27 protein-coding genes are annotated in these 24036 nt (G+C 43.9%); 16 read left to right on the top strand and 11 right to left on the bottom strand.

The window, feature by feature from the left end:
- Positions 1 to 34: 34 nt before the first annotated feature.
- Complete coding sequence (locus LCY76_RS03430; RefSeq protein ID WP_248251471.1) at positions 35 to 541, bottom strand: PTS sugar transporter subunit IIA; 507 nt, start codon at positions 539 to 541, stop codon at positions 35 to 37.
- A gap of 215 nt (positions 542 to 756) precedes the next feature.
- On the opposite strand from LCY76_RS03430, the gene pdxK reads away from it, so the two are divergent.
- The 5 genes from pdxK (at position 757) to LCY76_RS03405 (ending at position 3867) form a co-directional block, all read left to right on the top strand.
- On the top strand, positions 757 to 1569 hold the full coding sequence (pdxK, locus tag LCY76_RS03425; RefSeq protein ID WP_248251470.1) for a pyridoxine/pyridoxal/pyridoxamine kinase: 813 nt from the start codon (positions 757 to 759) through the stop codon (positions 1567 to 1569).
- A gap of 124 nt (positions 1570 to 1693) precedes the next feature.
- Positions 1694 to 1891 (top strand): YfhD family protein, encoded by a 198-nt coding sequence (locus LCY76_RS03420; RefSeq protein WP_053355731.1) that lies wholly within the window; start codon positions 1694 to 1696, stop codon positions 1889 to 1891.
- 140 nt (positions 1892 to 2031) lie between these two features.
- A complete protein-coding gene (locus tag LCY76_RS03415) occupies positions 2032 to 2382 on the top strand; it encodes a YojF family protein (RefSeq protein ID WP_062238658.1) in 351 nt (116 codons plus the stop codon).
- 11 nt (positions 2383 to 2393) lie between these two features.
- Positions 2394 to 3056: a bacillithiol biosynthesis deacetylase BshB2 gene (bshB2, locus tag LCY76_RS03410; protein ID WP_248251469.1), complete on the top strand. Its 663-nt coding sequence runs from the start codon at positions 2394 to 2396 to the stop codon at positions 3054 to 3056.
- Between the two features lie 439 nt (positions 3057 to 3495).
- On the top strand, positions 3496 to 3867 hold the full coding sequence (locus LCY76_RS03405; protein WP_248251468.1) for an iron chaperone: 372 nt from the start codon (positions 3496 to 3498) through the stop codon (positions 3865 to 3867).
- Positions 3868 to 3962: 95 nt separating this feature from the next.
- On the opposite strand, the gene LCY76_RS23770 is transcribed toward LCY76_RS03405, so the two are convergent.
- Complete coding sequence (locus tag LCY76_RS23770) at positions 3963 to 4085, bottom strand: hypothetical protein (protein ID WP_272885558.1); 123 nt, start codon at positions 4083 to 4085, stop codon at positions 3963 to 3965.
- A 114-nt stretch (positions 4086 to 4199) separates the two neighbouring features.
- Between LCY76_RS23770 and LCY76_RS03400 the strand changes: the two genes are divergently transcribed.
- Positions 4200 to 4604: a hypothetical protein gene (locus LCY76_RS03400; protein ID WP_248251467.1), complete on the top strand. Its 405-nt coding sequence runs from the start codon at positions 4200 to 4202 to the stop codon at positions 4602 to 4604.
- Here the strand turns inward: LCY76_RS03400 and LCY76_RS03395 are convergent.
- Together LCY76_RS03395 and LCY76_RS03390 are read right to left on the bottom strand one after the other, a co-directional pair.
- Complete coding sequence (locus LCY76_RS03395; protein WP_248251466.1) at positions 4570 to 4785, bottom strand: NUDIX hydrolase; 216 nt, start codon at positions 4783 to 4785, stop codon at positions 4570 to 4572. The two genes, LCY76_RS03400 and LCY76_RS03395, sit on opposite strands and share 35 nt — an antisense overlap.
- A gap of 27 nt (positions 4786 to 4812) precedes the next feature.
- Entirely contained in the window at positions 4813 to 5067 is a 255-nt protein-coding gene (locus LCY76_RS03390; RefSeq protein WP_248251465.1) for an NUDIX domain-containing protein, read from the bottom strand.
- A 120-nt stretch (positions 5068 to 5187) separates the two neighbouring features.
- Here LCY76_RS03390 and LCY76_RS03385 point away from each other — a divergent pair, with 120 nt between their 5' ends.
- Both LCY76_RS03385 and LCY76_RS03380 read left to right on the top strand, forming a co-directional pair.
- Complete coding sequence (locus LCY76_RS03385) at positions 5188 to 5472, top strand: hypothetical protein (RefSeq protein WP_248251464.1); 285 nt, start codon at positions 5188 to 5190, stop codon at positions 5470 to 5472.
- A 67-nt stretch (positions 5473 to 5539) separates the two neighbouring features.
- Positions 5540 to 5695: a hypothetical protein gene (locus LCY76_RS03380; protein ID WP_175501932.1), complete on the top strand. Its 156-nt coding sequence runs from the start codon at positions 5540 to 5542 to the stop codon at positions 5693 to 5695.
- 257 nt (positions 5696 to 5952) lie between these two features.
- On the opposite strand, the gene LCY76_RS03375 is transcribed toward LCY76_RS03380, so the two are convergent.
- Positions 5953 to 7539 (bottom strand): GldG family protein, encoded by a 1587-nt coding sequence (locus LCY76_RS03375; protein ID WP_248251463.1) that lies wholly within the window; start codon positions 7537 to 7539, stop codon positions 5953 to 5955.
- Positions 7540 to 7819: 280 nt separating this feature from the next.
- On the opposite strand from LCY76_RS03375, the gene LCY76_RS03370 reads away from it, so the two are divergent.
- From LCY76_RS03370 to LCY76_RS03355, 4 genes are all read left to right on the top strand, one after another.
- Complete coding sequence (locus LCY76_RS03370; RefSeq protein ID WP_248251462.1) at positions 7820 to 9421, top strand: FMN-binding glutamate synthase family protein; 1602 nt, start codon at positions 7820 to 7822, stop codon at positions 9419 to 9421.
- 141 nt (positions 9422 to 9562) lie between these two features.
- Positions 9563 to 9850: an autorepressor SdpR family transcription factor gene (locus LCY76_RS03365; protein ID WP_248251461.1), complete on the top strand. Its 288-nt coding sequence runs from the start codon at positions 9563 to 9565 to the stop codon at positions 9848 to 9850.
- The gene (locus LCY76_RS03360; RefSeq protein ID WP_248251460.1) at positions 9847 to 10497 is read left to right on the top strand and encodes an SdpI family protein; all 651 of its coding nucleotides are present in this window, start codon (positions 9847 to 9849) and stop codon (positions 10495 to 10497) included. Before LCY76_RS03365 ends, LCY76_RS03360 begins: the two co-directional genes overlap by 4 nt.
- 127 nt (positions 10498 to 10624) lie before the next feature.
- Positions 10625 to 11236, top strand: a complete 612-nt coding sequence (locus tag LCY76_RS03355; RefSeq protein WP_248251459.1) for a class I SAM-dependent methyltransferase — start codon at positions 10625 to 10627, stop codon at positions 11234 to 11236.
- A gap of 741 nt (positions 11237 to 11977) precedes the next feature.
- Here LCY76_RS03355 and LCY76_RS03350 read toward each other — a convergent pair.
- Positions 11978 to 12175, bottom strand: coding sequence for a DUF2188 domain-containing protein (locus LCY76_RS03350; RefSeq protein WP_248251458.1), 198 nt, complete (start codon positions 12173 to 12175; stop codon positions 11978 to 11980).
- 158 nt (positions 12176 to 12333) lie between these two features.
- On the opposite strand from LCY76_RS03350, the gene LCY76_RS03345 reads away from it, so the two are divergent.
- Positions 12334 to 13890, top strand: coding sequence for an ABC-F family ATP-binding cassette domain-containing protein (locus tag LCY76_RS03345; protein ID WP_248251457.1), 1557 nt, complete (start codon positions 12334 to 12336; stop codon positions 13888 to 13890).
- Between the two features lie 69 nt (positions 13891 to 13959).
- Here the strand turns inward: LCY76_RS03345 and LCY76_RS03340 are convergent, their stop codons facing one another.
- From LCY76_RS03340 to pheA, 3 genes are all read right to left on the bottom strand, one after another.
- Positions 13960 to 15072 carry an endonuclease gene (locus LCY76_RS03340; RefSeq protein WP_419714973.1) on the bottom strand — a complete coding sequence of 371 codons (1113 nt, stop codon included), beginning with the start codon at positions 15070 to 15072 and terminating at the stop codon, positions 13960 to 13962.
- Between the two features lie 255 nt (positions 15073 to 15327).
- Entirely contained in the window at positions 15328 to 16302 is a 975-nt protein-coding gene (locus tag LCY76_RS03335) for a DUF1835 domain-containing protein (protein WP_248251456.1), read from the bottom strand.
- A 33-nt stretch (positions 16303 to 16335) separates the two neighbouring features.
- Positions 16336 to 17160: a prephenate dehydratase gene (gene pheA / locus LCY76_RS03330; RefSeq protein ID WP_248251455.1), complete on the bottom strand. Its 825-nt coding sequence runs from the start codon at positions 17158 to 17160 to the stop codon at positions 16336 to 16338.
- 235 nt (positions 17161 to 17395) lie between these two features.
- Between pheA and LCY76_RS03325 the strand changes: the two genes are divergently transcribed.
- From LCY76_RS03325 to LCY76_RS03315, 3 genes are all read left to right on the top strand, one after another.
- Positions 17396 to 17863, top strand: a complete 468-nt coding sequence (locus LCY76_RS03325; RefSeq protein ID WP_248251454.1) for a cysteine dioxygenase — start codon at positions 17396 to 17398, stop codon at positions 17861 to 17863.
- A gap of 39 nt (positions 17864 to 17902) precedes the next feature.
- Entirely contained in the window at positions 17903 to 19330 is a 1428-nt protein-coding gene (locus LCY76_RS03320; protein WP_248251453.1) for a 4-hydroxyphenylacetate 3-hydroxylase family protein, read from the top strand.
- A 228-nt stretch (positions 19331 to 19558) separates the two neighbouring features.
- Complete coding sequence (locus tag LCY76_RS03315; RefSeq protein ID WP_248251452.1) at positions 19559 to 21238, top strand: M14 family metallopeptidase; 1680 nt, start codon at positions 19559 to 19561, stop codon at positions 21236 to 21238.
- Between the two features lie 44 nt (positions 21239 to 21282).
- Here the strand turns inward: LCY76_RS03315 and LCY76_RS03310 are convergent, their stop codons facing one another.
- Complete coding sequence (locus LCY76_RS03310) at positions 21283 to 21681, bottom strand: DUF3052 family protein (RefSeq protein ID WP_248251451.1); 399 nt, start codon at positions 21679 to 21681, stop codon at positions 21283 to 21285.
- Positions 21682 to 21683: 2 nt separating this feature from the next.
- Complete coding sequence (locus LCY76_RS03305; RefSeq protein WP_248251450.1) at positions 21684 to 23990, bottom strand: ATP-dependent DNA helicase; 2307 nt, start codon at positions 23988 to 23990, stop codon at positions 21684 to 21686.
- Positions 23991 to 24036 lie beyond the last annotated feature (46 nt).

Below are 24036 nucleotides of genomic sequence, written 5' to 3'. Positions count from 1 at the left end.
AAGAGACAGACCAGCAGCTGGTCTGTCTCTTTTATTATTTAATGTCACTGATTTGCATAATCTTAGTGGTGCCGGCTTGGGCATGTTCGCTTTGGAATTTCTCAATCGCCCCTGCCTTATCACCATTCGTAATGATGACAGGAGTTACCGTGCTTTTTGCTTTTTCCTTGACGAGATCTACATTAAACGAGATCAGCGGCTGTCCGGTTCTTACACGGTCTCCTTCTTTAACAAGAGACGTGAAGCCTTCCCCTTTCATCATGACTGTTTCAAGACCGATATGAATAAGAATCTCCATTCCTGATTTTGTTTTAATGCCGACAGCATGCCTGGTCGGGAACACCTGAAGGATTTCACCATCAACGGGAGACAACAGTTCACCGTCTTCCGGCAAAATCGCGATGCCGTCGCCCATCATTTTTTCAGAGAAAACAGGATCCGGCACATCTTCTAGGCCTATGATCTCCCCATTTAATGGTGAAACAATGATTTCTTCTGTAGGCGCTTCATTTTCTTTTTTACCAAATAATTTTTTCAGCATGAGAACACCTTCTTCATTTAATTTGTTTGTTACTTAGTAAAACATAGGTTGGCCGTACGAAGCAAAGAAAATCTGTCTGCTGTTACTTTTCACTCTTTTAGGTCAGGTTAAACGGATATTACAATGAAATCATGAATTTTGTCCCGCTGGCAATCATTGTTATAATAGAATACATAGATGAAATTTAAAAGACAGGCATAAAAGGAGATTGGACAATGAGTAAGTTTAAAGCATTAACCATTGCCGGTTCTGACACAAGCGGCGGAGCTGGTATTCAGGCGGATTTAAAGACATTCCAGGAGCTCGGAGTTTACGGCATGACAGCCATCAATGTCGTTGTGGCCCAGGATCCTCACAGAGACTGGTACCATGAAGTATTTTTACTTCCTCTTGATTTATTCAAAGCACAGCTTGAAACCGTTCTGGCAGGAATCCGAGTGGATGCTGTAAAAACCGGTATGCTTGCTTCTGTTGATGTTATTAAGGCCACTGCGGAAGCCATTGATAAATATGATATAAAAAATGTAGTCGTTGACCCAGTAATGGTATGTAAAGGTGCAGAACCGCTTCAGCCGGAACTCGCAGACACGCTTCAGAATGTTCTTGTACCGAAGGCCACCGTCGTCACGCCGAACCTTTTTGAAGCTGCCCAGCTTAGTGGAATGGCTCCGATTACAACTGTTGATCAAATGAAAGAAGCCGCTCAAAAGATCCAGTCTGCCGGCGCTAAATATGTCATTGTTAAAGGCGGCGGCAAGCTTGCTCACGAAAAAGCAGTCGACGTTTTGTTTGATGGTGATAATTTCGATATTCTTGAATCTGAACGAATCGATACGACCTATACTCATGGAGCAGGCTGTACGTATTCTTCTGCAGTCGCTGCAGAATTAGCCAAGGGGAAATCAGTAAAAGAAGCGATCGCCGTTGCAAAAGACTTTATTACAGAAGCAATCCGCAACTCGTTCCCGCTGAATCAATATGTCGGGCCGACCGACCACAGTGCATACCGCAACTCCAAAATTAAATAAACCATACAGAGAGCAGACATCATTTGTTTTGCTCTTTTTTTATTCATGAGATTTATCCTGAATAAAAACATCCTGAACTTGGGATTCTACTCACATATCATTTTAAGAAAAAGGTGGGTTAACCATGGGCAGAGGCAACAGCCATAAACAGCCGGCACGTGATAAAAACAAAGCCAAACTTCCTCAAGTTCCGAAAAATGAAATCGTGCACGACAATCAGGAAGTGGAACTGGCAAAAGAACTGACTTCACACTATGAATTGAAATCACCTCCTGGCTTTGATCCGACAGAAGTGGTGCGTAAGGATGAAAAAAAGAAATAGAAAGCTGAAAGAGGGATTAAACTTTTTAATGCCTCTTTTTTATGCTTAGTATTTCGATCTCTTTGCTAAGCAGTTTATTTAACGCTTTGCCATCCTTAAAGTATAATGATTGAAATGAAGCTTTTTGAGGAGGGAAAACCTTGCAGCCGATTACACCAGAAACGGTTCAAAATGAGATTGATCAATTCTTGAACCGGGACGTTTATTTGCATTTGGAAACAACAAATGGAGCATACGCCTCTCATTTTAATCAGTCTTTTTTTTCAGTGGGCGCTTATATACGCAACGCGAAAATAAATTTTGAGCGCGGAGTGATTACGGGAGAAAAATCTCCTTATCGTGCAGGATTAAAAATTAACATCGGGTGGGTTTACGCTGAGGGTTTGACGCATTGGGAAGTCAACGAAGACGGACAGCTCCTGCTTGCAGGGCACGATGCAGAAGGTAAATTAGCCGTCGCTCTTCAGCTCAGCCCTCATCCGTTTGAATAGGAGGTAAACGTATGTCACACGAACATGTTTTAGTCATTTTTCCACATCCTGATGATGAAGCTTTCGGCGTCTCAGGCACCATTGCGATGAATACAAAAAAGGGAGTCCCAGTCACCTATGTCTGCCTGACTCTTGGCGAGATGGGGCGAAATATGGGGAATCCACCGTTTGCCACCAGAGAATCCTTGCCAAAGATCAGAAAAAAAGAGCTGGAACAAGCCGCTAATGTCTTGAACATCGACGATTTAAGAATGTGGGGGCTGCGGGATAAAACGGTTGAGTTTGAAGATCCGAAAACGTTGGCCGCACGAATCGGAAACGTGATCGATGAACTGAAGCCTTCACTCATCATTACGTTTTATCCCGGATATAGCGTCCATCCTGACCATGAAGCTACCGGGGCCGCTGTCATCCGAGCGGTTGAACAGCTTCCTGAAGATCAGCGGCCGGCCGTTCATTGTGTCGCATTCTCGAATGATTGCTATGAAATGCTCGGTGAGCCCGATGTGATCAATGACGTGAGTTCCGTCTCCGATCAAAAGCTTGAAGCGATTAAAGCCCATCGTTCCCAAACCGAATGGATCATTGCCGCCATGGCGGAAGAAAACAAAGACAAAGTTCCAGAAGTGTTAAAACGCATCAATAGAGAACAGTTTTGGACCTATAAATTCTAAAGATAAAGGCTGATTCCAGAAAGACACTTTTACGTGTACTTCCGGGTCAGCTTTTTTGTATTGAGTATATAAGTAAGCGTGGCGATGAACATACGAAGACGATGCCGCCCTATTATTTGCCGGGCGCAAATCTTCAATAAGCATTGTGATCTTTCTTTATGTTAAGGGCGCGTTACTTTAAAAGATTAGGATCATGTTACAATTGGTTTCATAGTAGGTTTTGGTGTTATATGGAATAGAAACGGAGAAAAATAATAACAGGTGCAGATTCTGGAAATCGCCTAAGCTGGCTACAGCGCTTCTTCACGCTTGTTCCGAATTCAATGGACTGAACCAGTTCATTACGAATTGCTTGAGAAGATAATTGAATTTAATATCAAGGATAAGGCTGAGAATTCGAATTTTTGGCGGCAATAGCATAATATCGAAGGAGGAAGACATGGAAGTTTTTGCGAAATATTTAGCAGGTATCGACAACCCCGACCACCGCAACCGAACAGAGGAAATTTTGGCGTGGGTTGCTAATAAATTCCCAAATTTAGAACCGCAAATCAAGTGGAATACGCCAATGTTTTCCGATCACGGCACATTTATCATCGGCTTTTCCACAGCGAAGCATCATTTGAGCGTTTCACCCGAAGAAGTAGGCATGACGCACTTTGCCGATGACATTGCACAAGCTGGCTACAGCGCTACCAAAGGCTTGTTTCGAATTCCGTGGAATGAGCCGGTAAATTACGAATTGCTTGAGAAAATGATTGAATTTAATATTCAGGATAAAGCAGAATATACGAATTTTTGGCGGAAATAATACATCACGCCTTATTAAAAAAACGCATGACATGAAAAAAGGAGAGCACATATTATACATGACTAATATGTGCTCTCCTTTATTTTTGAGGATTTTTATAATTTACGTCTTGATAATAAAATTCTGGTGGAACAGAGGACAGGCCTTCTAACTCCAGCGGCTTCCCTATCAATCGCCTCCTTGATGCGCTGTTCCGCCATCAAAAATGCAAAATCCATAGGTAAAAGCTCCTTTCATGCGAGTGTTTAACCTATCTTCATTATACTATACAGTACTATCTCCTGCCCTCCCGCCATAGGATGAAGTAAGGAAATAAGAGGGGGCTTAGAACTGTGAAAACAAAAAGTGGACAAGTTACCGAAGAGATGGTTTCCCGCTTTCACGAGCTGAACCAGCAGGCAAAAGCGATCGATGCCGAGCTGTCAGAACTAAAGAAGAAATTTAACACTCATTTTGATTATATGTGCGGCGAAAGTGAAAAAGGGGAAGCTTTGTATGGCAGTTATAAACTTCAGCGGCAGATCCGAAAATCAGAAAGTTTTCATACGGAAAAAACAGTTCAAAAACTCGAAGAACTCAACCTTCAGGACTGTATCATTACAACAAAGCAGCCTGACAAACAAAAGATTGAAGCGGCCATGACACTCGGCCTTATTCCTCAAGGTGAACTGGATGGTTGCTTACTGCGGAAAATAACACCGGTCATTGTTGTAAAAGAAATGCCAAGCGTAAAATAAGAGCCGGCCGGGCTCTTTTTATTTGTTCTGAAAAGCCTGTGCGACCGCCCATGCCTGATGCTCGATGCAAAATCTCCTGGGCTTCTGAAATGGGAACCCACTCCAGCTCGTAATCCTCTTCAATCGGATCGAGCTTCCATTCCGCCAGCTCCGCGAGATAAAAATAGCTGTCAGCAATCATTGGGGTCTGGTCCTGCTGAGTGATGTACTATTTTTCTGCATTTCCTATGTACTGCTTGATGAGAATATCATGCCCCAACTCTTCAAGAGCTTCACGCTGCAAGCATTCTTCCAACGACTCTTCTCCTTCCATTCCGCCGCCTGCAAGAAAATAGCCTCTCGGCGTTTTCATCACGGCAAGCATTTTCCTCTGTTCATCAAAGATAATGGCATAGACGCCTTTTCTCCGTGTGTATTGCTTCCCAATTTCTTTCCTGCCGAAAAATGGTTTTTGATCATTCATTCTCTCCTCGCTCCATTTATTTAGTGCCAGGCACCGTTCAAAGATGAATTTTAGTATAAATGAATAGTTTCATAGTTTTTTGGAAATGATAGTTTTAAATAAGCTTAAGGGGATGAGCGGATGAACATTTATGAATATACGGTGATGAATGTTGTGATGGCTTTTGAAGAGAAGGATTTAAATATTATAGATGAGCATTTAATGAAGATTGCCTATAAAGTAGCGGATGATTTTACGAAAGACCAGATCGATGTCTCTTTGATTACTTCAATTACGATGGATATCATGCCGGGCATTATACATATTGAAGCCGGACCTCATGACTGGCAATTCGACCTGGATGGGTATTATATCGGCAACGGATTATTTAATGATGTCACTGTTGAACTTGTTGGTATGGTTTAAAACCTCACCAAACAGAACATAATTTTTAGGTAACACCATTTTCAGCCTAAAGAAAGGAAGAACAACTATGTCTCGAGGTAAAGAGTTTGAACAGAAGAAAAAAGGACATCCCGGGAATTTTCCCGAAGGCAGCATGACTGCTAAGCAAGGAAAAGAAAAAGCAGAAGTCGATCCATATATCGTTACGAACGAGGCGTTTAAGAACCGAAAAGAAGAAGAGTAATTAGAAAACCGAAAGCGAACGAAATTATGCTTTTCAATTTCGTCCTCCGAGGACCTATTCTGAAAACAAGAAACACGTTTTCAGCCCTGGGCGCTGGAGCTAGACACCATTTCAATGCTCAACTTGAGAAAGCCGCTGGTACAGATACCGGCGGCTTTTTCTATGGGACCCGGCTTGACGGCCGTTTGAAATAAATGAGTCTGATTTCATTTTCCTCTTAAAAAGTGCCTCTATGGCTGGTTGATTAAGCAATCAACTTAAGGAAGCGGCTCAACGGCTACATTTCCTACCGTTACAGCCTCAGTATAGACATTGGTACTGCTTTGGCGCAAACGCAAATTTGCATTTCCTGTTGAACTTGAGTTTAATTGAACATTCATTACCTTCTGTCCGTTACCGGATGCATCCGTCGTAATGGAAAAGTTGCTGCTGTATCCATAGGCAGAAGGCCAGCTTCCATCCGTATTTTGGACCTTGGCAATCTGTGTGCCTGATCCATTGTAAACTCCTAAGTTAAAAGTACTGTAGGTTGTATTGGCTGTGAGCCCGTTCACTTTTACCCTTATTTGGAAAATACCGCTTGTCGGTAAAACTGCCTGATGATCAAAAGAATAACCGCTCGTTGCAGGAGGCTGCGTTGTTCCCCCACCATAACCATATGAGCCTGAAGCAAAAGTGGTCGCATCATACCATTTGTATCCTGCAGCAGGAGCTGACCATGGCTCAGGTTGAGGTTCAGTTGACTGGCCTGGTGTTTCTGAAGCAAGCAATGTCGTAGCTTGATCGAGCTGTAGCCCTGACACCTGGTTTAAAGCGGTATATCCTTCTTGCTTAGCCAGCCAGTTCACCACATTTACAAGCAGCGTGGCATCATTTTGTTCTTTGTATCCATCATACGTCGTTTTAGCAGACCCTGTATCTTCTCGTTTATATTTCGGTGTCGCATCTTCGACAGGAGAAGAATCTCCGATAAAGGCAGCTTTTCCAGCCCCCACTTTTGAAACGGCAGCAAATGGCCCTTCTGCTCGTCCCCCTCCGTTATATACACCTTGATCGACGGCGCTTGACCATTTTGTTGTTGTTTTAGGAAGATAAACAATTCCTTTTGCTTTATTCGGATCCATGATCGCTACAGTAGACCCCGCGTGCATGGCTACGGTGGAAACACCTTGTGTAATGCCAAACGCTTGAGATGGAGCGACGATATCATTCGCTGTTACGTCCCCGATCGCATTATAACGAAAGCGGACACCGAAGTTTGCGGACAGCCAATCAGAGCTCGTTACACTCTGCATCGCTGCAGAATTGGCTTCCTCTGTACTCATTCCCTTCGCTGGGTTTGTCCATGCCCCTCTTCGATACCCATTGAAAACCTCTGATGAATCCCAGCGGTTTTTGTTGCGGTCTGCATTATAATGATCAGCGATAAAGAAAACACTTCCGCCGTTTTGAACATATTGAAGAATGGCCGCTTGCTCGGAAGCTTTATAAGGAATGTTGGCTTCCGGGATAACAAAAACACTGTAGCTGCTCAAATCACTAGCCGTAATCGGTGTTGATTTCCGCAGTTCTTTTACATCAAAGCCGTTATTCGCCAATCCTTTTCCGAAATCCGAGAAACCTCCATCAATGACCCAATCAGCTGTTCCTGCTGTTTGGCCATGCGTGTTATCAAACAGAATTTTCTTCCCATTGTTGGCATTTACAACGGTTGACTTGATTTCTGGTGCTGGATCAACAGCACTCTCTGCTGATACGGGCTGAAATGAAGAAGGCAATGAAACTGTTAAAGCTGTAAAAAGCGTTAAAGCCGCATACCCTAAACGTCCATACTTTCTTTGCATACATAATGCTCCTCTCATATTTGTGGAAAAGGATGACCTTACCAAGAGCATTATAGCAGTGTAAATCCTTACTGAAATTTAATTATTTGTAAATTATGAACATTTTTGGAAAAACAGTTCTTTCATACCTTTTGATTTTTATTAATATAGTCTTGTTGACAAGCGTTTTTTCCGACCAAAGGGACTTTATACCCTGCTGGTTTCTTTCTCACTTGTTGGTGGAAAAGAAATAGGTGAGAACCTCAGTGTACACCAGCCCCATTCATTAAGGAGGATTGTGATGACAGCCATTTTTGATCTAGTTATTGGATTAATCGTACTCATCGGTTTGATTCTCGTAATTCCCATCGTCTTTTTCATCTTTTTATACTTCAAAGACGACCGCCAAAAACAGCACTCGATCCTAAGAAACTTCCCTGTACTCGGAAAGGTGAGATATTTTACCGAGAAAATCGGTCCCGAGCTACGGCAGTATTTGTTTCTTAACGATAATGAAGGCAAACCCTTCTCCCGAAAAGAATTCGAGGATGTTGTAAAGGCAGGAAAATATAAAGAAAGATTAATAGGATTCGGTTCACTCAGGGATTTTACTGCTGAAGGGTTTTATATCCGCAACACCTTATTCCCCAAATTGCGTGAAGAAATGAAAGTGGACAATGCCAGCAAGATAAAAACCAAGGTGTATAAATTGGACGGAGATAATCTCTTTGCCCGCAAGGAACATAGCGAGGATCGACTGATTAATCCCGTATACCTGCAAGACGAAGACGCCGTCATCCTCGGTGAACATACTTGCCGCCAGCCTTTCAAACTCAAAGGTCTCATCGGACAATCCGGCATGAGTTTTGGCGCATTGGGAGAAAATGCGATAACCGCATTATCCAAAGGGCTCGGCCTTGCCGGAGGCACCTGGATGAATACAGGAGAAGGCGGACTCTCTCAATATCATCTGGCCGGCAAGCCGGATATCATCCTGCAGATCGGTCCTGACTTGTTTGGTGTAAGAAAAAAGAACGGAGAGTTTTCATGGGAAGAGTTTAAGAAAAAAAGTGAAATGGAAGAAATTAAGGCATTTGAACTGAAGCTCGCACAAGGTGCAAAAACACGCGGAGGCCACATTGAAGGTGAAAAAGTAACAGAAGAGATTGCTAAAATCCGGCTCGTGGAACCTGGCAAAACGATCAACAGCCCTAACCGGTTCAAAGAATTTGATAATGTCTCTTCTCTTTTTCACTTTGTGGAAGAGATGAGAAACGTGTCCGGAAAACCCATCGGCATCAAAATTGTTGTCGGGGATTTGGATGCGCTGGAGAATTTGGTTTCCTGCATGAAAGAAAGCGGAAAAGGCCCTGATTTTATTACCATTGACGGCGGAGAAGGCGGAACAGGTGCAACGTTCCAGGAGTTAGCCGATACTGTCGGGCTGCCCATACAATCTGCACTTCCGGTTGTTGATGAAATGCTGAAAGAATATGGCATCCGGGACAGGGTGAAGCTCATTGCTTCAGGAAAACTGATTACTCCTGACAAAATTGCCATCGCTCTTGCAATGGGAGCTGACCTCGTCAACATTGCACGTGGATTTATGATCAGTGTAGGATGCATCATGGCGCAGGTCTGCCACACGAACAACTGTCCTGTGGGGGTAGCGACTACGAATAAAAAACTGCAGGACGGCTTAAGTGTCGAGGAAAAACACTATAGAGTCTGCAACTATTTAGTTTCACTTCGGGAAGGCCTTTACAATCTGGCTGCTGCTGCAGGCATTGATTCCCCCACCAAATTTGAACGGAAACATGTTGTTCATAAAGATGAACTCGGCAGGATTTTCCCACTCGAGGAAATTCTTCATTCTGCCAAGAAAACACAGCAGCAAACCTGAATATCCTTATTACTCTGACAGCTCAATAGCTGTCGATTTTTTTTTGGAATTGAATAAGCTGCCTATTTACAACGCCTTCTTTTCTATGTAGTATTTAGATAAACATCTAAATACTTTTTCTTCCAATTGGAGTGGATTTTATTGAATGAAGTATTTAAGGCATTATCCGACCCCACCCGCCGTAAAATTCTTGATTTGCTAAAGAATCAGGATCTAAGCGCAGGCGAAATTGCGGATCATTTTCAAATGACCAAACCTACCATCTCCCATCACTTAAACACCTTAAAGAAAACCGGACTCATACAAGATGTGAAACAAGGCCAGTTCGTCATCTACTCTCTCAATACAACCGTTTTTCACGATGTCATGAACTGGTTCATGGGTGTCATGCAAGCCGATTATAAGGACAAAGGAGAGAACGAAAAATGAAAAAACATGTATTTCCTGTGTTGCTCATTCTTGCGGCGGCGGCTCTTTGGCTTGTGTTTTACTCCAAGCTGCCGGCTGAACTGCCTATCCACTGGAATGCGAAAGGCGAAATCAACGGGTATTCTTCCAAACTGGGGGCCATGCTCACAAATCTTGGTATTATGATTCTTATGTATCTCCTGCTCCAATTCTTGCCGAAAATCGATCCCAAAAAAGAAAATTATAAAAGTTTCTCGCGCAGCTATTCCATGATTAACTTTTCCCTGTTCATCTTTTTTTTCCTGATCAATCTTATGGTTATTCTGATCGGACTTGGCTACGAACTTCCGATGAACTCGTTAATGCCCCTCATTCTTGGAGGACTGTTTATCGTTCTAGGAAACTATATGCAGCAGGTAAAACCGAACTATTTTGTTGGAATCAAGACTCCGTGGACGCTGGCTGATGAGAACGTCTGGCGGCAAACCCACCGTTTCAGCTCCAAAGTTTTTGTTGCAGCAGGTATAATTGTTCTGCTTTCTTTATTTGCACCGTCCAACTGGAGAGATTATATTATTCTTCCTGCCCTCCTTGGTGCAGCCATACTATCCGTGGGGTCATCCTACTATTTTTTTAAGAAGAATACAGGGTTTACGAATAAAATGTAATTTTGTTCAAAGAACGGCTGAAAATTATTCAGCCGTTCTTTATTTCAGGCGCCTGGCTGTCTTTTTGCTTTGAACACCTCCCTTTTGGGTACATTGAAATATATAATAAAAAGTGGGAGTGTGCCGCATGAGCATTAGGAAAAACATCTCCGAACAGTTTGAAAAACCCGAGGGTCTGCTCGGAAAACTGGCTGGAAAAATCATGTCCAACGAAAACAAGGAATTGAATGAATGGACGATTTCAGCTTTACAGCCCGGAACACATGACCGTCTTCTTGAAGTCGGTTTTGGTCCTGGTGTAGGCATTGAATATGTCTGCATCAATTACCCCTCCTGTCACATTGTAGGCTATGATGTTTCAAAAGTGATGAAGGAACAGGCGGAATCAAGAAACGAAGCGTTTATAAAAGAAGGGCGTGTGGAGCTTTTTGAGGGCCCGATCACTTTTGCCGATGAAGACGCCCCGAAATTTGATGGCGTGTATACCGTCAATTCCATCCTGATCTGGAAAGATCCGATTGGAGATCTTAAAAAGATTAAACGTCTGATGAAAGAAAAGGCTCGTATTGCGGTTACCCTTCAGCCCCACGAAAAGGGAGCAGATGATGATACCACAAAAGAAATTGGAACCATTATCTCGCTTTATTTAAAAGAAGCCGGCTTCTCTCAGATTTCCGATAGCATTAAGAACAAGAAGCCTGTAGATGCAGTGACCGTAACTGCCATCAAGGAAACGTAAAACAATAAAAATTTTTATTGTAAAAGATGTTTTAAATTTTTCGTACCGGGAAAACAAACCATGCAACACTATGTCAACCATATGGAGGGAATTGTGATGAGAAAGAACAATCGTTCCGAAACATCCAATGAGCCAAGAGATGGACCGAATAGTGAATGCAACACAGAAATAGGAATTAAAGAGTAGCAAGGTTCATATGTTTGTAAAGCAAGACAGTTTTGAAGTAACAAAGCAAGATGTGTTAGAACCGTAAGTTGAGCTTCAAAGTTTTAAAGCAGTAAAGATCAGCTCTATGATTTATGAAGATGCAACACTATAAGTCATATACTGGAGGGTTTGCAATGGGTAAGGACGTTTACAGTTCCGAAACCTGCAATGATCCGAGAGATGGACCAAGTAGTGAATGCACGTGTGTAAGAGCGATTTAAAGGATAGTTAGAAATTATTAGTTTGTTAACAAATGAGTGAAAACACTATTCAGACCCAAATGGAGGGATTTGTCATGAATCGGAACGACCTTAGTTCCGAAACTTGCGAAGAACCGAGAGATGGACCTAATAGTGAGAAAGCGAATTAGAATATAGCAGTTTGTAGGACGAATGAATGTACGTGAATCAATTGCACGTGAACAAGCAAGAAAAACCACGTAAGTTGAACAACGAAAAGCATTGAAGGAGTCTTGGACCCAAGGCTCCTTTTTTTGCACAAAAAATCCCTTCATATGAAGGGATTTTCATTTTGTTAAAACATCTTTTCTTCTTCCACTTTCAGCTGGGTATCATACACAAGCACACGGCTTGGTTTGTCTTCCGTTGCCAGCTTTTCAGCCTTTGCAATCGCTTCAGCACGGCTGGGAAAAGTATCGGTCGGTGCTACATCTTGAATTTTAACGATCCAGCCATTTTCACCTTGATCAGGAACTACACTGTAATCATTCATTCTGCACCCCTCCTTTTTAGCCCTTCTGCATGAAAAGTTCCCCATCATGTCTCTATACGAAACATTCTTTGAAAAATCCTTCAGAAAGATTGAGTTCTCCCTGCAATTAATACTATAATCAAATGGTAATCTTAACAAACAAGAAAAGGTGCATATAGATGAGTGTTTTAACAGTAAAGAACTTAAGCCACGGTTTTGGTGACCGTGCGATTTTTAATGATGTCTCCTTCCGTCTCCTTAAAGGAGAACACATTGGCTTAATCGGAGCAAACGGTGAAGGTAAATCCACTTTTATGAACATCATCACCGGCAAACTGCAGCCAGATGAAGGAAAAGTAGAATGGGCAAAGAAAGTGCGGGTCGGGTATCTCGATCAGCATACAGTCCTTCAGCAAGGAATGACCATTCGCGATGTGCTGAAGAGTGCGTTTCAATACCTCTTTGATATTGAAAACGAAATGAACAGCATGTACGAAAAAATGGGCGAAGCTACTCCGGAAGAACTTGAAAAACTTTTAGAGGATGTTGGGGTTCTTCAAGATACGTTAACGAACAACGACTTTTATGTTATAGACGCAAAAGTAGAAGAGATTGCCCGCGGACTTGGTCTGGAAGATATCGGCCTCGACCGTGATGTTCATGAGCTGTCAGGCGGTCAGCGTACGAAGGTTCTTCTTGCGAAGCTTTTGCTTGAAAAGCCTGAAATCCTTTTGCTGGATGAGCCGACCAATTATTTGGATGAACAGCATATTGAGTGGCTGAGACGCTACCTGCAGGAATATGAGAATGCGTTCATTTTGATCTCGCATGATATTCCATTCTTAAACAGTGTCATCAACTTGATCTACCACATGGAGAATCAAGAGCTTAACCGCTATGTAGGAGACTATAACTACTTCCAGCATATTCACGAAGCGAAAAAACAGCAGCTTGAAGCTGCCTTTAAGCGCCAGCAGCAGGAAATTTCTGAGCTGAAGGATTTTGTTGCCAGAAATAAAGCGCGTGTTTCCACTCGAAACATGGCCATGTCCCGCCAAAAAAAGCTGGATAAAATGGATGTTATTGAACTGGCGAAAGAAAAACCAAAGCCGGAATTCAACTTTAAAGAAGCCCGCACATCCGGAAAGATGATTTTTGAAACCGAAAACCTGGTCATCGGATATGACGAGCCACTCTCCCGCCCACTCGATCTCAGAATGGAACGCGGACAAAAGATCGCTCTTGTCGGAGCGAACGGAATCGGAAAAACAACATTGCTGCGCAGCATTCTTGGCGAAATCAAACCGATCTCCGGTTCTGTGGAACAAGGCGAATTTTTGCATATCGGATACTTTGAGCAAGAGATTAAAAGCAATAATAACAATACGTGTATTGATGAAGTTTGGAACGAGTTCCCTTCTTTCAACATGCATGAAGTCCGTTCCGCACTTGCAAAATGCGGCCTGACAACGAAGCACATCGAAAGCAAGGTGCAGGTACTCAGCGGAGGAGAAAAAGCAAAAGTCCGCCTCTGCAAACTGATCAACAACGAGACGAACCTTCTTGTTCTGGATGAGCCGACAAATCACTTGGATGTAGATGCTAAGGATGAACTTAAACGGGCATTAAAAGCCTATAAAGGAAGCATACTTCTGATCTCACATGAACCTGAATTTTATCGTGATGTTGTTACCGAAGTCTGGAACTGTGAAGACTGGACGACAAAAGTATTTTAATGATGCCAAAGAGCCTGCTGTTCCATACAGCAGGCTCTTTTTTATATTACACTTGCTATACCCAATGATTTATTGCCAGATGGCTGCTGCGTATTCCGGGTGATCTATAAATGGATTCCGGTTGTGCTGATAGTCATTGTAGATCACATCGTTGCGGTGGCGCTCGAAGCTGTCGACCGGGTCCTGCTGGCTCCACTGCATGAGCACCGGCAGTTTTCCGATAAAAGGCGCTGAACCATTGCTGACGCTGTTGTTCATCTCGAGATCAGGTTCACCCCTATCTCCTTCGTAACGGACCGCCATATAGAAGATCATGCGGGCAACATCGCCTTTAACCGCATCACGCGGTTCCCATGAATCACTGTCCGAGTAGTTGCCTTTTGCTTCAGAATTCTCAGTGCCGCCGTTATCAAAATCAAGGTTCCCTCGAGCACTGTTCACTGAAACATCAGCCGGGCGCAAATGATGTAAATCTGTTCCTGGACCCATCGCTGTTCCAAAATCACCGTGGGATTTTGCCCAAACATGCTCCCTGTTCCAGTCGTTGACGCCTGATCCGTTCGCAGTCTTGCTCTGTGAACGGCCGGTGTACAACAAGATAACATCATTTTTGTTGTTCGGATCTTCATCCGTATGGCGGAGAGCATCCCAAACAGCATCATAGGAAAGCTCCGTATGATCATCAATAATGTTATGAAGCGCACTTTTTAGCGCAGCCCCTGTTTTTCCCTGGGCACTATCATAATAAGAGCCTGTATCGGAAGCCGGCGGATCCGATGGAGTACCACCTCCGCCTCCATTTGTCATGTTGGTTACATTTTTGATGCCCGCATGCGAGAAATAAGACGTTAAATTGCCTGTTACTTTAACCAGTGTTCCTTTTAGGGCTGGATGGGACTTCAGCCCATATTGCGAACGGTAGTCAGTTGGAATCTGTACATAAACCATTTTGGAAGTGTCAGTTTCCCCTGCTGTATCAGCCAGTGCAACCGCATAATCGTTGGGATAATGGCTGGTAATTACGGTTGCTGCGGCAGTCGGCTGGCCTGTTATGTAACCCTGAATCGTTTTTAAACTGCTGTTTTGATTGGAGATGGCCTGTGAAACAGTGTACGGCGATGATACCGAACCGTCTCCTGATGCCTTGAGAGATGGAAGAAATGCGAAACTGCCAATCACCATTGTTAAAACAAGTGAAAACAGAAAGACCAGCTTGAAGCTTTTTACCGGCTTCCCTTTCATAATAAACCCTCCCGCATCCATATTTTTCATCCCTGATGCACGATGAATATAGTTTGATCTTAAAAGGCATGTGTTAATTCCATCTTACAGAAATGTAAAACATTCACACAGTTACCAAAGAAGGGTTTATCTTTTAGTATTTTGTAGTAAAAAAAGAGGTGCACAGCTGTTCCGCTGTCCGCAAAAAAGACAGGATTACCCCTGCCTCTTTTCCATGTCTATTAATTTTTCTTCGTTCCACCGCCATTTTCCTCGATGGTTGTAAACACCACCAAGCCACCAATCAGCCGAAGTGTAATCGAAACGGTCTTCTCTTTCCATGAGGACCTCAATTCCTTCATACGTTAGCTCGATAGCAGCATCCTCTGGTTCGGTATTATAGTGCGGTAATGATCCTTCTGTCATTTTAAGAAGCGGTACCGGGCCTTTTTGCAGCTGATCCAGCAAGGCCGAAAAATGAAAGTCACTCAGCCCGTCATCCGTACGCTTGGCACTGACCTTTTGAAACAGTTCATGAAACGAGGTGATGCCGTCATACAGGTACTGGAAAGCCAGCTCTTCCACCTGATTCAAACCATTTTTTACGGAAGGATAATATTCGAGATGATGCCACAAGGCTCTTTTGGCAAAAGGCAGACTGCACTCAGCACATTTGAGCCACTCTTCAAGATCACGGGGATTTGGTGATGCATAGGCGTTCCATCCTGCAGCTCCTTCCATAACCTGCTCCCGCCTAATAGAAATCCGATGCTCTAAAAGGCCGATAAGCTGAAATTCGGAAAGCTGGCCAAGCCCAAAGAACGGCTCAATTCCCGGATAGGAATCGGCTGTCACCATATTCAGGTTGTTAAATTCACGTAACCCTAGAGATTTCAGCAAGTACAGAAGCATGGTTTGGTCGTATCGGTCATGTTCAAACCAAAGTGTAATCTCAGCGTCCTTAGGCAGGGCCCGGAGCCGGTTTTCCTGCAGCGTGCAGTTCTTAAGAAAGATCTCAGATGGGATCCCCATCTTTTTCTCAAAGAATTCAGCTCTGGACTTGATCCTTTTTCTATCCATATCTGCTGCTGCCGGACCCAAATCATACATTTCCCGCCAGACGATCACTTCTCCATCGAGATCTTGAAGCTTGTTTCCAGTTATATCTCCATTCACAATATGAACCTTCATGAAATCCCCCTTCTCTCAAAGTGGTTTCCGTTTTTAGTCCAGTTTTGTTGCTGTAAAGCTTCCTAATACGTTCACTTCGTGGCCATAGGTCTGCAGGACGGCAATCGCTTTTTCGATGGACGGGTGGACAGCACCCAGTCCCGCTTCAAGGAAAAATTGATAGGTTCCCAGCTTCTTTTTTGTTGGCCGTGATTCGATCCAGGTCAAGTTAATATTCAAAGCCGAAAAAACATTGAGGATCGCAGAAAGCACCCCTGTATATTCATCGCTCGGTGTGACTTGCAGCATCGTTTTTTGAGCGTCTTCTGAGGGTGTTTTATCCTTTGAAACGATAACGAACCTGGTCTGGTTCTCAAAGCTTTCCTCAATATTACGCTTAACCGGCTGTAAGCCAAACAGATTACCCGCATACTCGGACGCTACAGCAGCAACATCGCGGCGATCGGTATTCCTGATAGCCTCGGCAGCAGAAGCCGTACTGTCAAAATGTCGGCTCTTTACTTTTAATCCCCTGAGATACTTCCTGCACTGAGCGAGAGCCGGAGGAATCGACCATACCTCTTTAATGTCTTCCAGGCGTGTCTCGGAAGCAGCGAGAAGATGAAGCGATACTGGCAGTATGGCTTCTCCATCGATATAAAGGTCATGCACAAGAAGGCTGTCGACAGTCATCGTAATGGTTCCTTCAATTGCATTTTCAATTGGGGCAATCCCCTTATCAGCCATCCCCTCACCCACCGCTTCGAGCACTTCAGGAACTGAATCGCACATATGCCATTCGATTTCTTGTCCACTAAAATACCGGTGAGCCGCTTCCTCTGAAAATGTGCCATGAGGTCCTAAATATGCCACTTTCATGTTCAAAAACTCCTCTTTTGCCGTTTCTCTTACTGAAACTTTTCTGAGGATTATACCATGCCATAAAAAGAATAACCATAGGAGCTGCATAAAGAATAGGAATGTTGTCCATTTTCCTCTCCAGCCGGAACATCTCTATCTTTTATTAATACTATATTTTATAAAGTTAACGATAATAAGGTTAATAGGAATAATAAAGCCGTATACATGATCAATAGAAAGGCGAGTAAAACGAATGGAATTTTTTGAGTCTATCAAATCTGAGCTGGATCAGCTTCCCTCCTATGAAGTGATTCACCTCGTACAAGTGGTGCAATCCCTGCAGGTTACGATCGAAAAGATCTCAGATTTTGTTACTGAACCCAAGAATTTAGGATATGGCCGGAACGTGATCTACAGGTCCGAGCATGTAGAAGTTATTGTTTTGATGCTGCCAAGCATGGCCAGAACACTCATCCATGATTATGGAACATCACAAGGATGCATCTTAGCTGTAGAAGGCAGCTTGATCAATTTTTTATACACAATTGAATCCGCTGATGCTGAGCCTGTTTATAAAGGCTTAGAGGAAATTTCAGAAGGGGATTTTTTTACAATTGAAGGAGACACCTTTCATATGATGTACAACCCTACCGCTTCTCCCGTTGTTACATTCCATGTCTATACACCGCCTCTGGGAGGAGGAATTGTTTCCCCTTTATAAAAAGCTGAACCTATTAAACACAAAGGAGAGTATCATGCCTTGCAAAAAGACCCGTTCATTAAAAGTTTGCAGGATGGCCGGAACGTATGGCTGGACGGCAAAAAGATCGATATCACAAAGGACGAAAATTTTACAGGGACGCTGGCTGCCATTTCTGAACTGTTTGCCATGTTCGGTGATCCCAAGCTCAGGGACAAGGTAGGCTATTTAAGCCCTAAAACAATGGAATACGTTCATTCGGCCTTCTATGTCCCTGAATCCTATGAGGACCTGCTAAAGCGGAGAACCGCATTTGAAATATGGAGCCAATCCACAGATGGTGTAATGAGCCGGCTGTCCGATTATGCACGATCGAGATTAACAGGCTGGTATGCCTCCAGGGAAGATTACAGAGCGTTTGATAAAGCCTTCCCTGATAAGATCCGTTCTTATTATGAAGAAGCAAGAGACCGCCATCTTTTCTTAAGTTTGGTACAGAGGGATCCGCAGATTAACAGGTCGGATTCACAGCTCAAAAATATAGAAGATCTTGGCTTGCTTCGGATCACTAAAAAGACAAGCGACGGTGTTTTTTTAAGCGGCGCCAAAATGATTGGTACAGCCTCCCCTTATTCTAATGACATCATTGTTTATCCGGTCGGACATCTAAAAGAAGAGCATAAGCCTTTGGCCCATATGCTGATCGTAGCCGCCCATTCCCCAGGTCTGCACCTGGTCTGCCGTGAATCCTGTGCGGCCACTCCGCCCAACAAGGCAGATGCGCCGCTAAGTGCAAGTTACGACGAAATGGATGCCCTGCTGCTTTTTGACAACGTGTTTGTACCGTGGGAGCGCGTGCTGCTCTATGATAATCCTGAAGCCATCGCAAAGATTAATACAGATCCCGTTTCAAACAGCCTGGCCTATCATCAGGCGATCGTCCGTCTATTAAACAAGCTGGAGTTTGTTACTGCTATAGGTTTTGAAATCGCGGAGGCAATCGGAGCGGACGGCTATCTGCATGTCCAAGAGAAACTCGGAGAGCTCATCATGCAGGTAGAAACCATTCGGGCATTAGTTATCGCTTCAGAAAGAGAAGGAAGCTTAAATCCATACAATACGTTCGTCCCTAACTTCACCTATATCCAAACCGCCAGAAACCTCGGGCCCAAATACTATCCCCGTGCCCTTGAGATTCTGCAGCTCATCGGAGCCGGAGGATTCATCCAGCTGCCTTCGAGCCTTCAGGATTTTCAGGGTCCCCTCTCTTCCCTGCTGCAAAAATATTTAGTAGGAGCCACTGTGGATGCTGAGAAGAAAACGAAACTCTTCAAGCTGGCATGGGATCTCGTTGGAAGCCCGCTCGGTTCAAGACATGAGCTGTATGAACGCTTCTACGCAGGTGACCCGATCCGCAACATCGCTGTCCAATACAGCACATATGACAAACAGCACCTCCAAGAAAGAATTCAAAAATATTTACAATAGTTTTTTTGTTGGTGCCAGGCACCGCCGTTACATACTTGTGTAATTGCGGTGCCTGGCTCCGTTGCATGTGGCAAGTCCTGGGTCCAACCACTCATCTATGCGTAATTTCCACCTGCGGAATTGGTAGATATCTCCTGTTTTCCATTTCAGCAGCACAAAACGTTTTTATTCACGCTTCTATGTATGTTATTTATTGAATAATCAAATAATTAATTACAGGAGGTTATTATGAAAAATGTCTTTCGCTCCACCTCTTTCGTCCTGGCTATGGCGCTTGCAGCTGGGCTCTATTCCTCTTCAGACGCTCTGCCAAAAGCGGCAGCTGCTGATGAAACAGAGAAATTCACGCCTTATTACGGATACGGCCCAAGCTATGTTCAGCCCAGCAGCATCTCGTATCTTTTTCCAAAGCCAGCTGAACACTTCTCAACTCCTGCCTTTGAAAAGGGACGACTCCCCTTTACTTCCCAGGAAGAAATGCTCGCCTTTATTAAGAAGCTCGACCACAAAAATAAGCTTGTGACGTTAAAAAGCATCGGCAAATCCCTGGAGGGGCGTGATCTGCCTATCCTGCTCTTCAGCAAAGAAAATCCTGACAAAATAAAAAACAACAAAAAGAAACCGCTAATCTGGATTCAAGGACAAATTCACGGAAACGAACCCGCAGCCGGTGAATCAGTTCTCGTCACCGCTCAGAAGCTTGCCCAAGGCAAGATGGGGAATGTTCTGGACAAAGTAAATGTAGCAATCGTACCTCGTGTTAACCCGGATGGCTCCTACTATTTCAAACGGCAGATTGCCACTAATCTTGACGCAAACCGTGATTATATGAGAGTGGAATATCCAGAAGTACAAGCGGTACATAAAGCGGTCAACGAATATAAGCCTGATGTTGTCCTGGATGCCCATGAGTATACAGTAAACTCACCTCTGTTCAAAAAATTTGGAGAGCAGGGCTCTGTTTCGTCTTATGACCTGCTGATATCCTCAGCAAAAAACTTGAATATACCGAAGCAGTTGAGAAAAACATCCGACAACTTAGTTCTTAACAAGGTCAAACAGGTGCTCGATCAAAGGAAATTGTCTCATCATGACTATTACACCCTTGATACGGATGATGACGGCCAGCTTGTAGCAACCGAAGGAAGCACAGAAACCCGCATCGGCAGAAACGCTCTTGGTTTAAAGAACACGCTCACCTATCTGATTGAGACCCGTGGCATCAATATTGGCCGTGCTGATTTTAACCGTCGAGTCTATGCACAGGCAACCGCACAGGAGAACTTTATAAAAACCACCGCTGCTGATGCCAATAAAATAAAAACCGTGGTCAAGAACGCACGCCAGGATGTAATCAACAAGGGCAAGGAAGCCAAAGATAAAGATACGATCGTAATAAAAAGTGAGAACAAAAGGGTTCCTGATCAGCAGCTTGAAGTGATAGATCTTGCTCAAGCAAAAAAAGCAAACATTCCTATCGTATGGGAAGATTCTACGGATGCCTACCCTACACTTGAAAGAGAAAGGCCGACGGCTTACATCATGCCTCCGGCTTACCACAGCATTGCACGCAAGCTGGAAACGCTCGGAGTTAACGTTCAGAAGCTGCAAGGACCTGTCTCCAAATCTGTGGAACGATACAAAGTAACCGGTAAAAAAGTTTCCACCACTTTAGAAAACGGGCATTATACGAATGAAGTAACGACAGATGTGAAGGAAACCGTCCGCTCCTTCCCTGCCGGAAGCTATGTCTTCAGCATGGGACAGCCAAACGCAAACTTTATTGCGCTTGCACTGGAACCTGAATCCGTCGACAGCTATGTCACCTTTAACTTCATCCCGACAGATGTTGGCGACGAGCTGCCGATTTACCGCTACATGAGCGAAAGGAAACTGAATGCGAAATAACAAAAAAGCTTCAGCACGGCGGAATATCCGCTATGCTGAAGCTTTTATTCATTTAAGCTCTTAATGTATTTTCGTTCCCTGAACCTGAATGCGGACCACTTTTCATCAACAGAGACAAGTGATACACCTTCATAACCTTTTTCCTTTAGCACATCCCAGCCTTGATCACGGCTGATATCGCTTTTAATTTTTGAACTTTTCTTCGGGTAGGCCACCCAGAGCAAGCCGTCATCCTTCAAGTGATTTGCCGCATCAGTGGCAAATTGCTTAAGTTCTCCTGAATCCTTTGCAAAAAGCAAAACCGAATCCAGCTCTCCTTCAGGCCGGTCAACAAGCCTTGCCCCTTCAGGAAACTCTTCTTTCGGGAGGCTAAAACCTTCTGGCGCGTTCAGTACAGCCACCGAATAGCCTGTTTTAATCTGTAATTTTTTCACAAGACCCATTGTCAGTTCATCCTCTCTGGTTTTAGAATCGTAAAGTTCTTCCATTCATACGGAAGGAGCGCCTGATACTGCCGGGTTAAAAATCGGTCATCGACAAGAACGATCGTCCCACGATCGGTTTCTGAGCGGATCAATCTGCCCCCAGCCTGCAGTACCTTATTAATGCCAGGATATACATACGAATAATTATAGCCATTTTTCCCTCGGGATGAAAAATAATCCTTAATGATATTTCGTTCCAGCCCAAGCTGAGGAAGCCCTACCCCAACTACAATCACACCGTTAAGCCTGTCACCGACAAGGTCCACACCTTCTGAAAAAATGCCGCCCATCACCGCAAAACCGATCAGTGTTTCCTGTGTATCTGCCTGAAACGAGTTTAAAAACTGTTCCCGCTCCTCTTCTGACATTCCAGTCGACTGAATCATTGATTTTAGAGGAAAATCCTCATTCAAAAACTGTTCGTACACATCGTTCATGTATTGATAGGAAGGGAAAAACACAAGAAAGTTTCCTTTATTTTCTCTCACAACCTGATAAATCATGTCTGCGATCGGCTCTCTTGTTTTTTCTCTGTCACGGTATCTTGTGGATAACGGCTGGATATAGATTTGAAGCTTGTCCCTTTCAAATGGCGATGGAATGGCCAGTGCGTAATCTTCATCACGAAAGCCGATCATATCCTTGTAGTAATCAATCGGTGTAAAGGTGGCCGAAAAAAAGATACTTGAACGATATCCTTTGCCCATTTGTTGAAGCAGAACAGAAGGATCAAGGCAAAACATTTTCATCTTCACTTCGCTTCTTTCATATTCCGCATACGTGACATACCGCTCGTCATAGAGCTTTGAGATACGGATAAAGCTTTGTGCGGCAAAGTACGTATCGAGCAATAGCTGCTGACCCTCTCCCTCTTTTTGGGTCAGCAGTTCACTTTCCGCAGAAACAATAAAGGTTTCCAAAAGCTCTATCAGTTCTTCCGGCTTGTCGTTCAACACAAGGCTTCTCGCATCACCGCATCTTTTTTTCATAGAAAGACCGAAGTCATTGACGGTTTTGGCCGCCCTTTGGAGCTCTGCATTGCTGCCTTTATATTCACGCGAAACGTTCAGAAAAGCCGACTTGTAAATTTCAGCAGAATACATTTCCCGGCCCCGGTCGACAAGATTGTGGGCTTCATCCACGAGCAAGGCGGTTTGCTTTTTCTGCTCTTCAAAGAAACGCTTTAAAGACACCCTTGGATCAAATACATAATTGTAATCACAAATGACCGCATCGGCACCATACGCCAAGTCAATGGAAAACTCGAACGGGCAAAGCCGGTGTTTGATCGCACACTCCTGGATCGTTCTGCGGTGAATGACCGTTTCGTTTGCCAAAATGTCCAGCACGGCGCCGTTTACACGATCATAATATCCATCAGCAAACTCGCAGTACTCTTTTTGGCAGACTGTCTTATCCTGCAGGCACATTTTGTCCTTGGCAGTCAGGGTGACCGTGTGCAGGCGAAGGCCTTTTTCCTGCATAAGCAAAAAAGCTTCCTCCGCCGCCTCTCTTGTGATCGTCTTTGCCGTCAAGTAAAAGAAGCGCTGCATCAGGCCTTCACCGATGGCTTTAACTGCAGGAAATGTGGTCGACATCGTTTTACCGATTCCTGTCGGTGCCTGGGCGAACAGATTTTTACCTTCGGCGATTGTCGTGTAGACCGCCCCTGCCAGTTTCCTCTGCCCTTCACGGTACCGGTCAAATGGAAACGGAAGCTCTTTGATACTGTAATCCCGTTCTTTCCGGTGGCTTACCAGCAGCTGGGCATAAGGTGCGTATACTTTTACTGTTTCCTCAAGAAAATGCTTGAGCTCATCAAGGAAAAATACTTTTTTAAACCGCTTCTTTTCCTGGGTTTCCACCTGCACGTATGTCAGCTGGACATGTATGGCATCGAGTCCGTGGTCCGTGGCATATATACAGGCATAAACCTTCGCCTGCGCCCAATGAACAGGATAGGTATCCTCTTCAATGGTATTCAAGTCACGAGACGTTGATTTTATTTCATCAATCGTTACCTCATCATCAGAAAAAAGCAGACCGTCGCATCTTCCTTCAATAAGAAAAGAAAGATTGTCCTGGACTATTTCGGTCTGAACAAACACTTCTTTCTGATCAGATTCTGCGTATGTCTGCTGTATTTTTTGATGAGCTCTCGTACCTTCCGCCAGCGTGCTGGCGGTACGGAAACGCGAATCGATGCTTCCGCTTCTGTATACGTATTCGACAAGGCCTCGAACCGAAACTTTTACAATGTCCAACATGTTATCACCATTCCATAAGTTCTCTTAAGAGAAGTGTAACAGAAAT

Source organism: Fictibacillus marinisediminis, from assembly GCF_023149135.1.
Classification (GTDB): Bacteria; Bacillota; Bacilli; order Bacillales; family Fictibacillaceae; genus Fictibacillus_C; species Fictibacillus_C marinisediminis.
The sequence above is the reverse complement of the archived record's forward strand: the minus strand, read 5'-3'. Positions and strand labels throughout refer to the sequence as shown.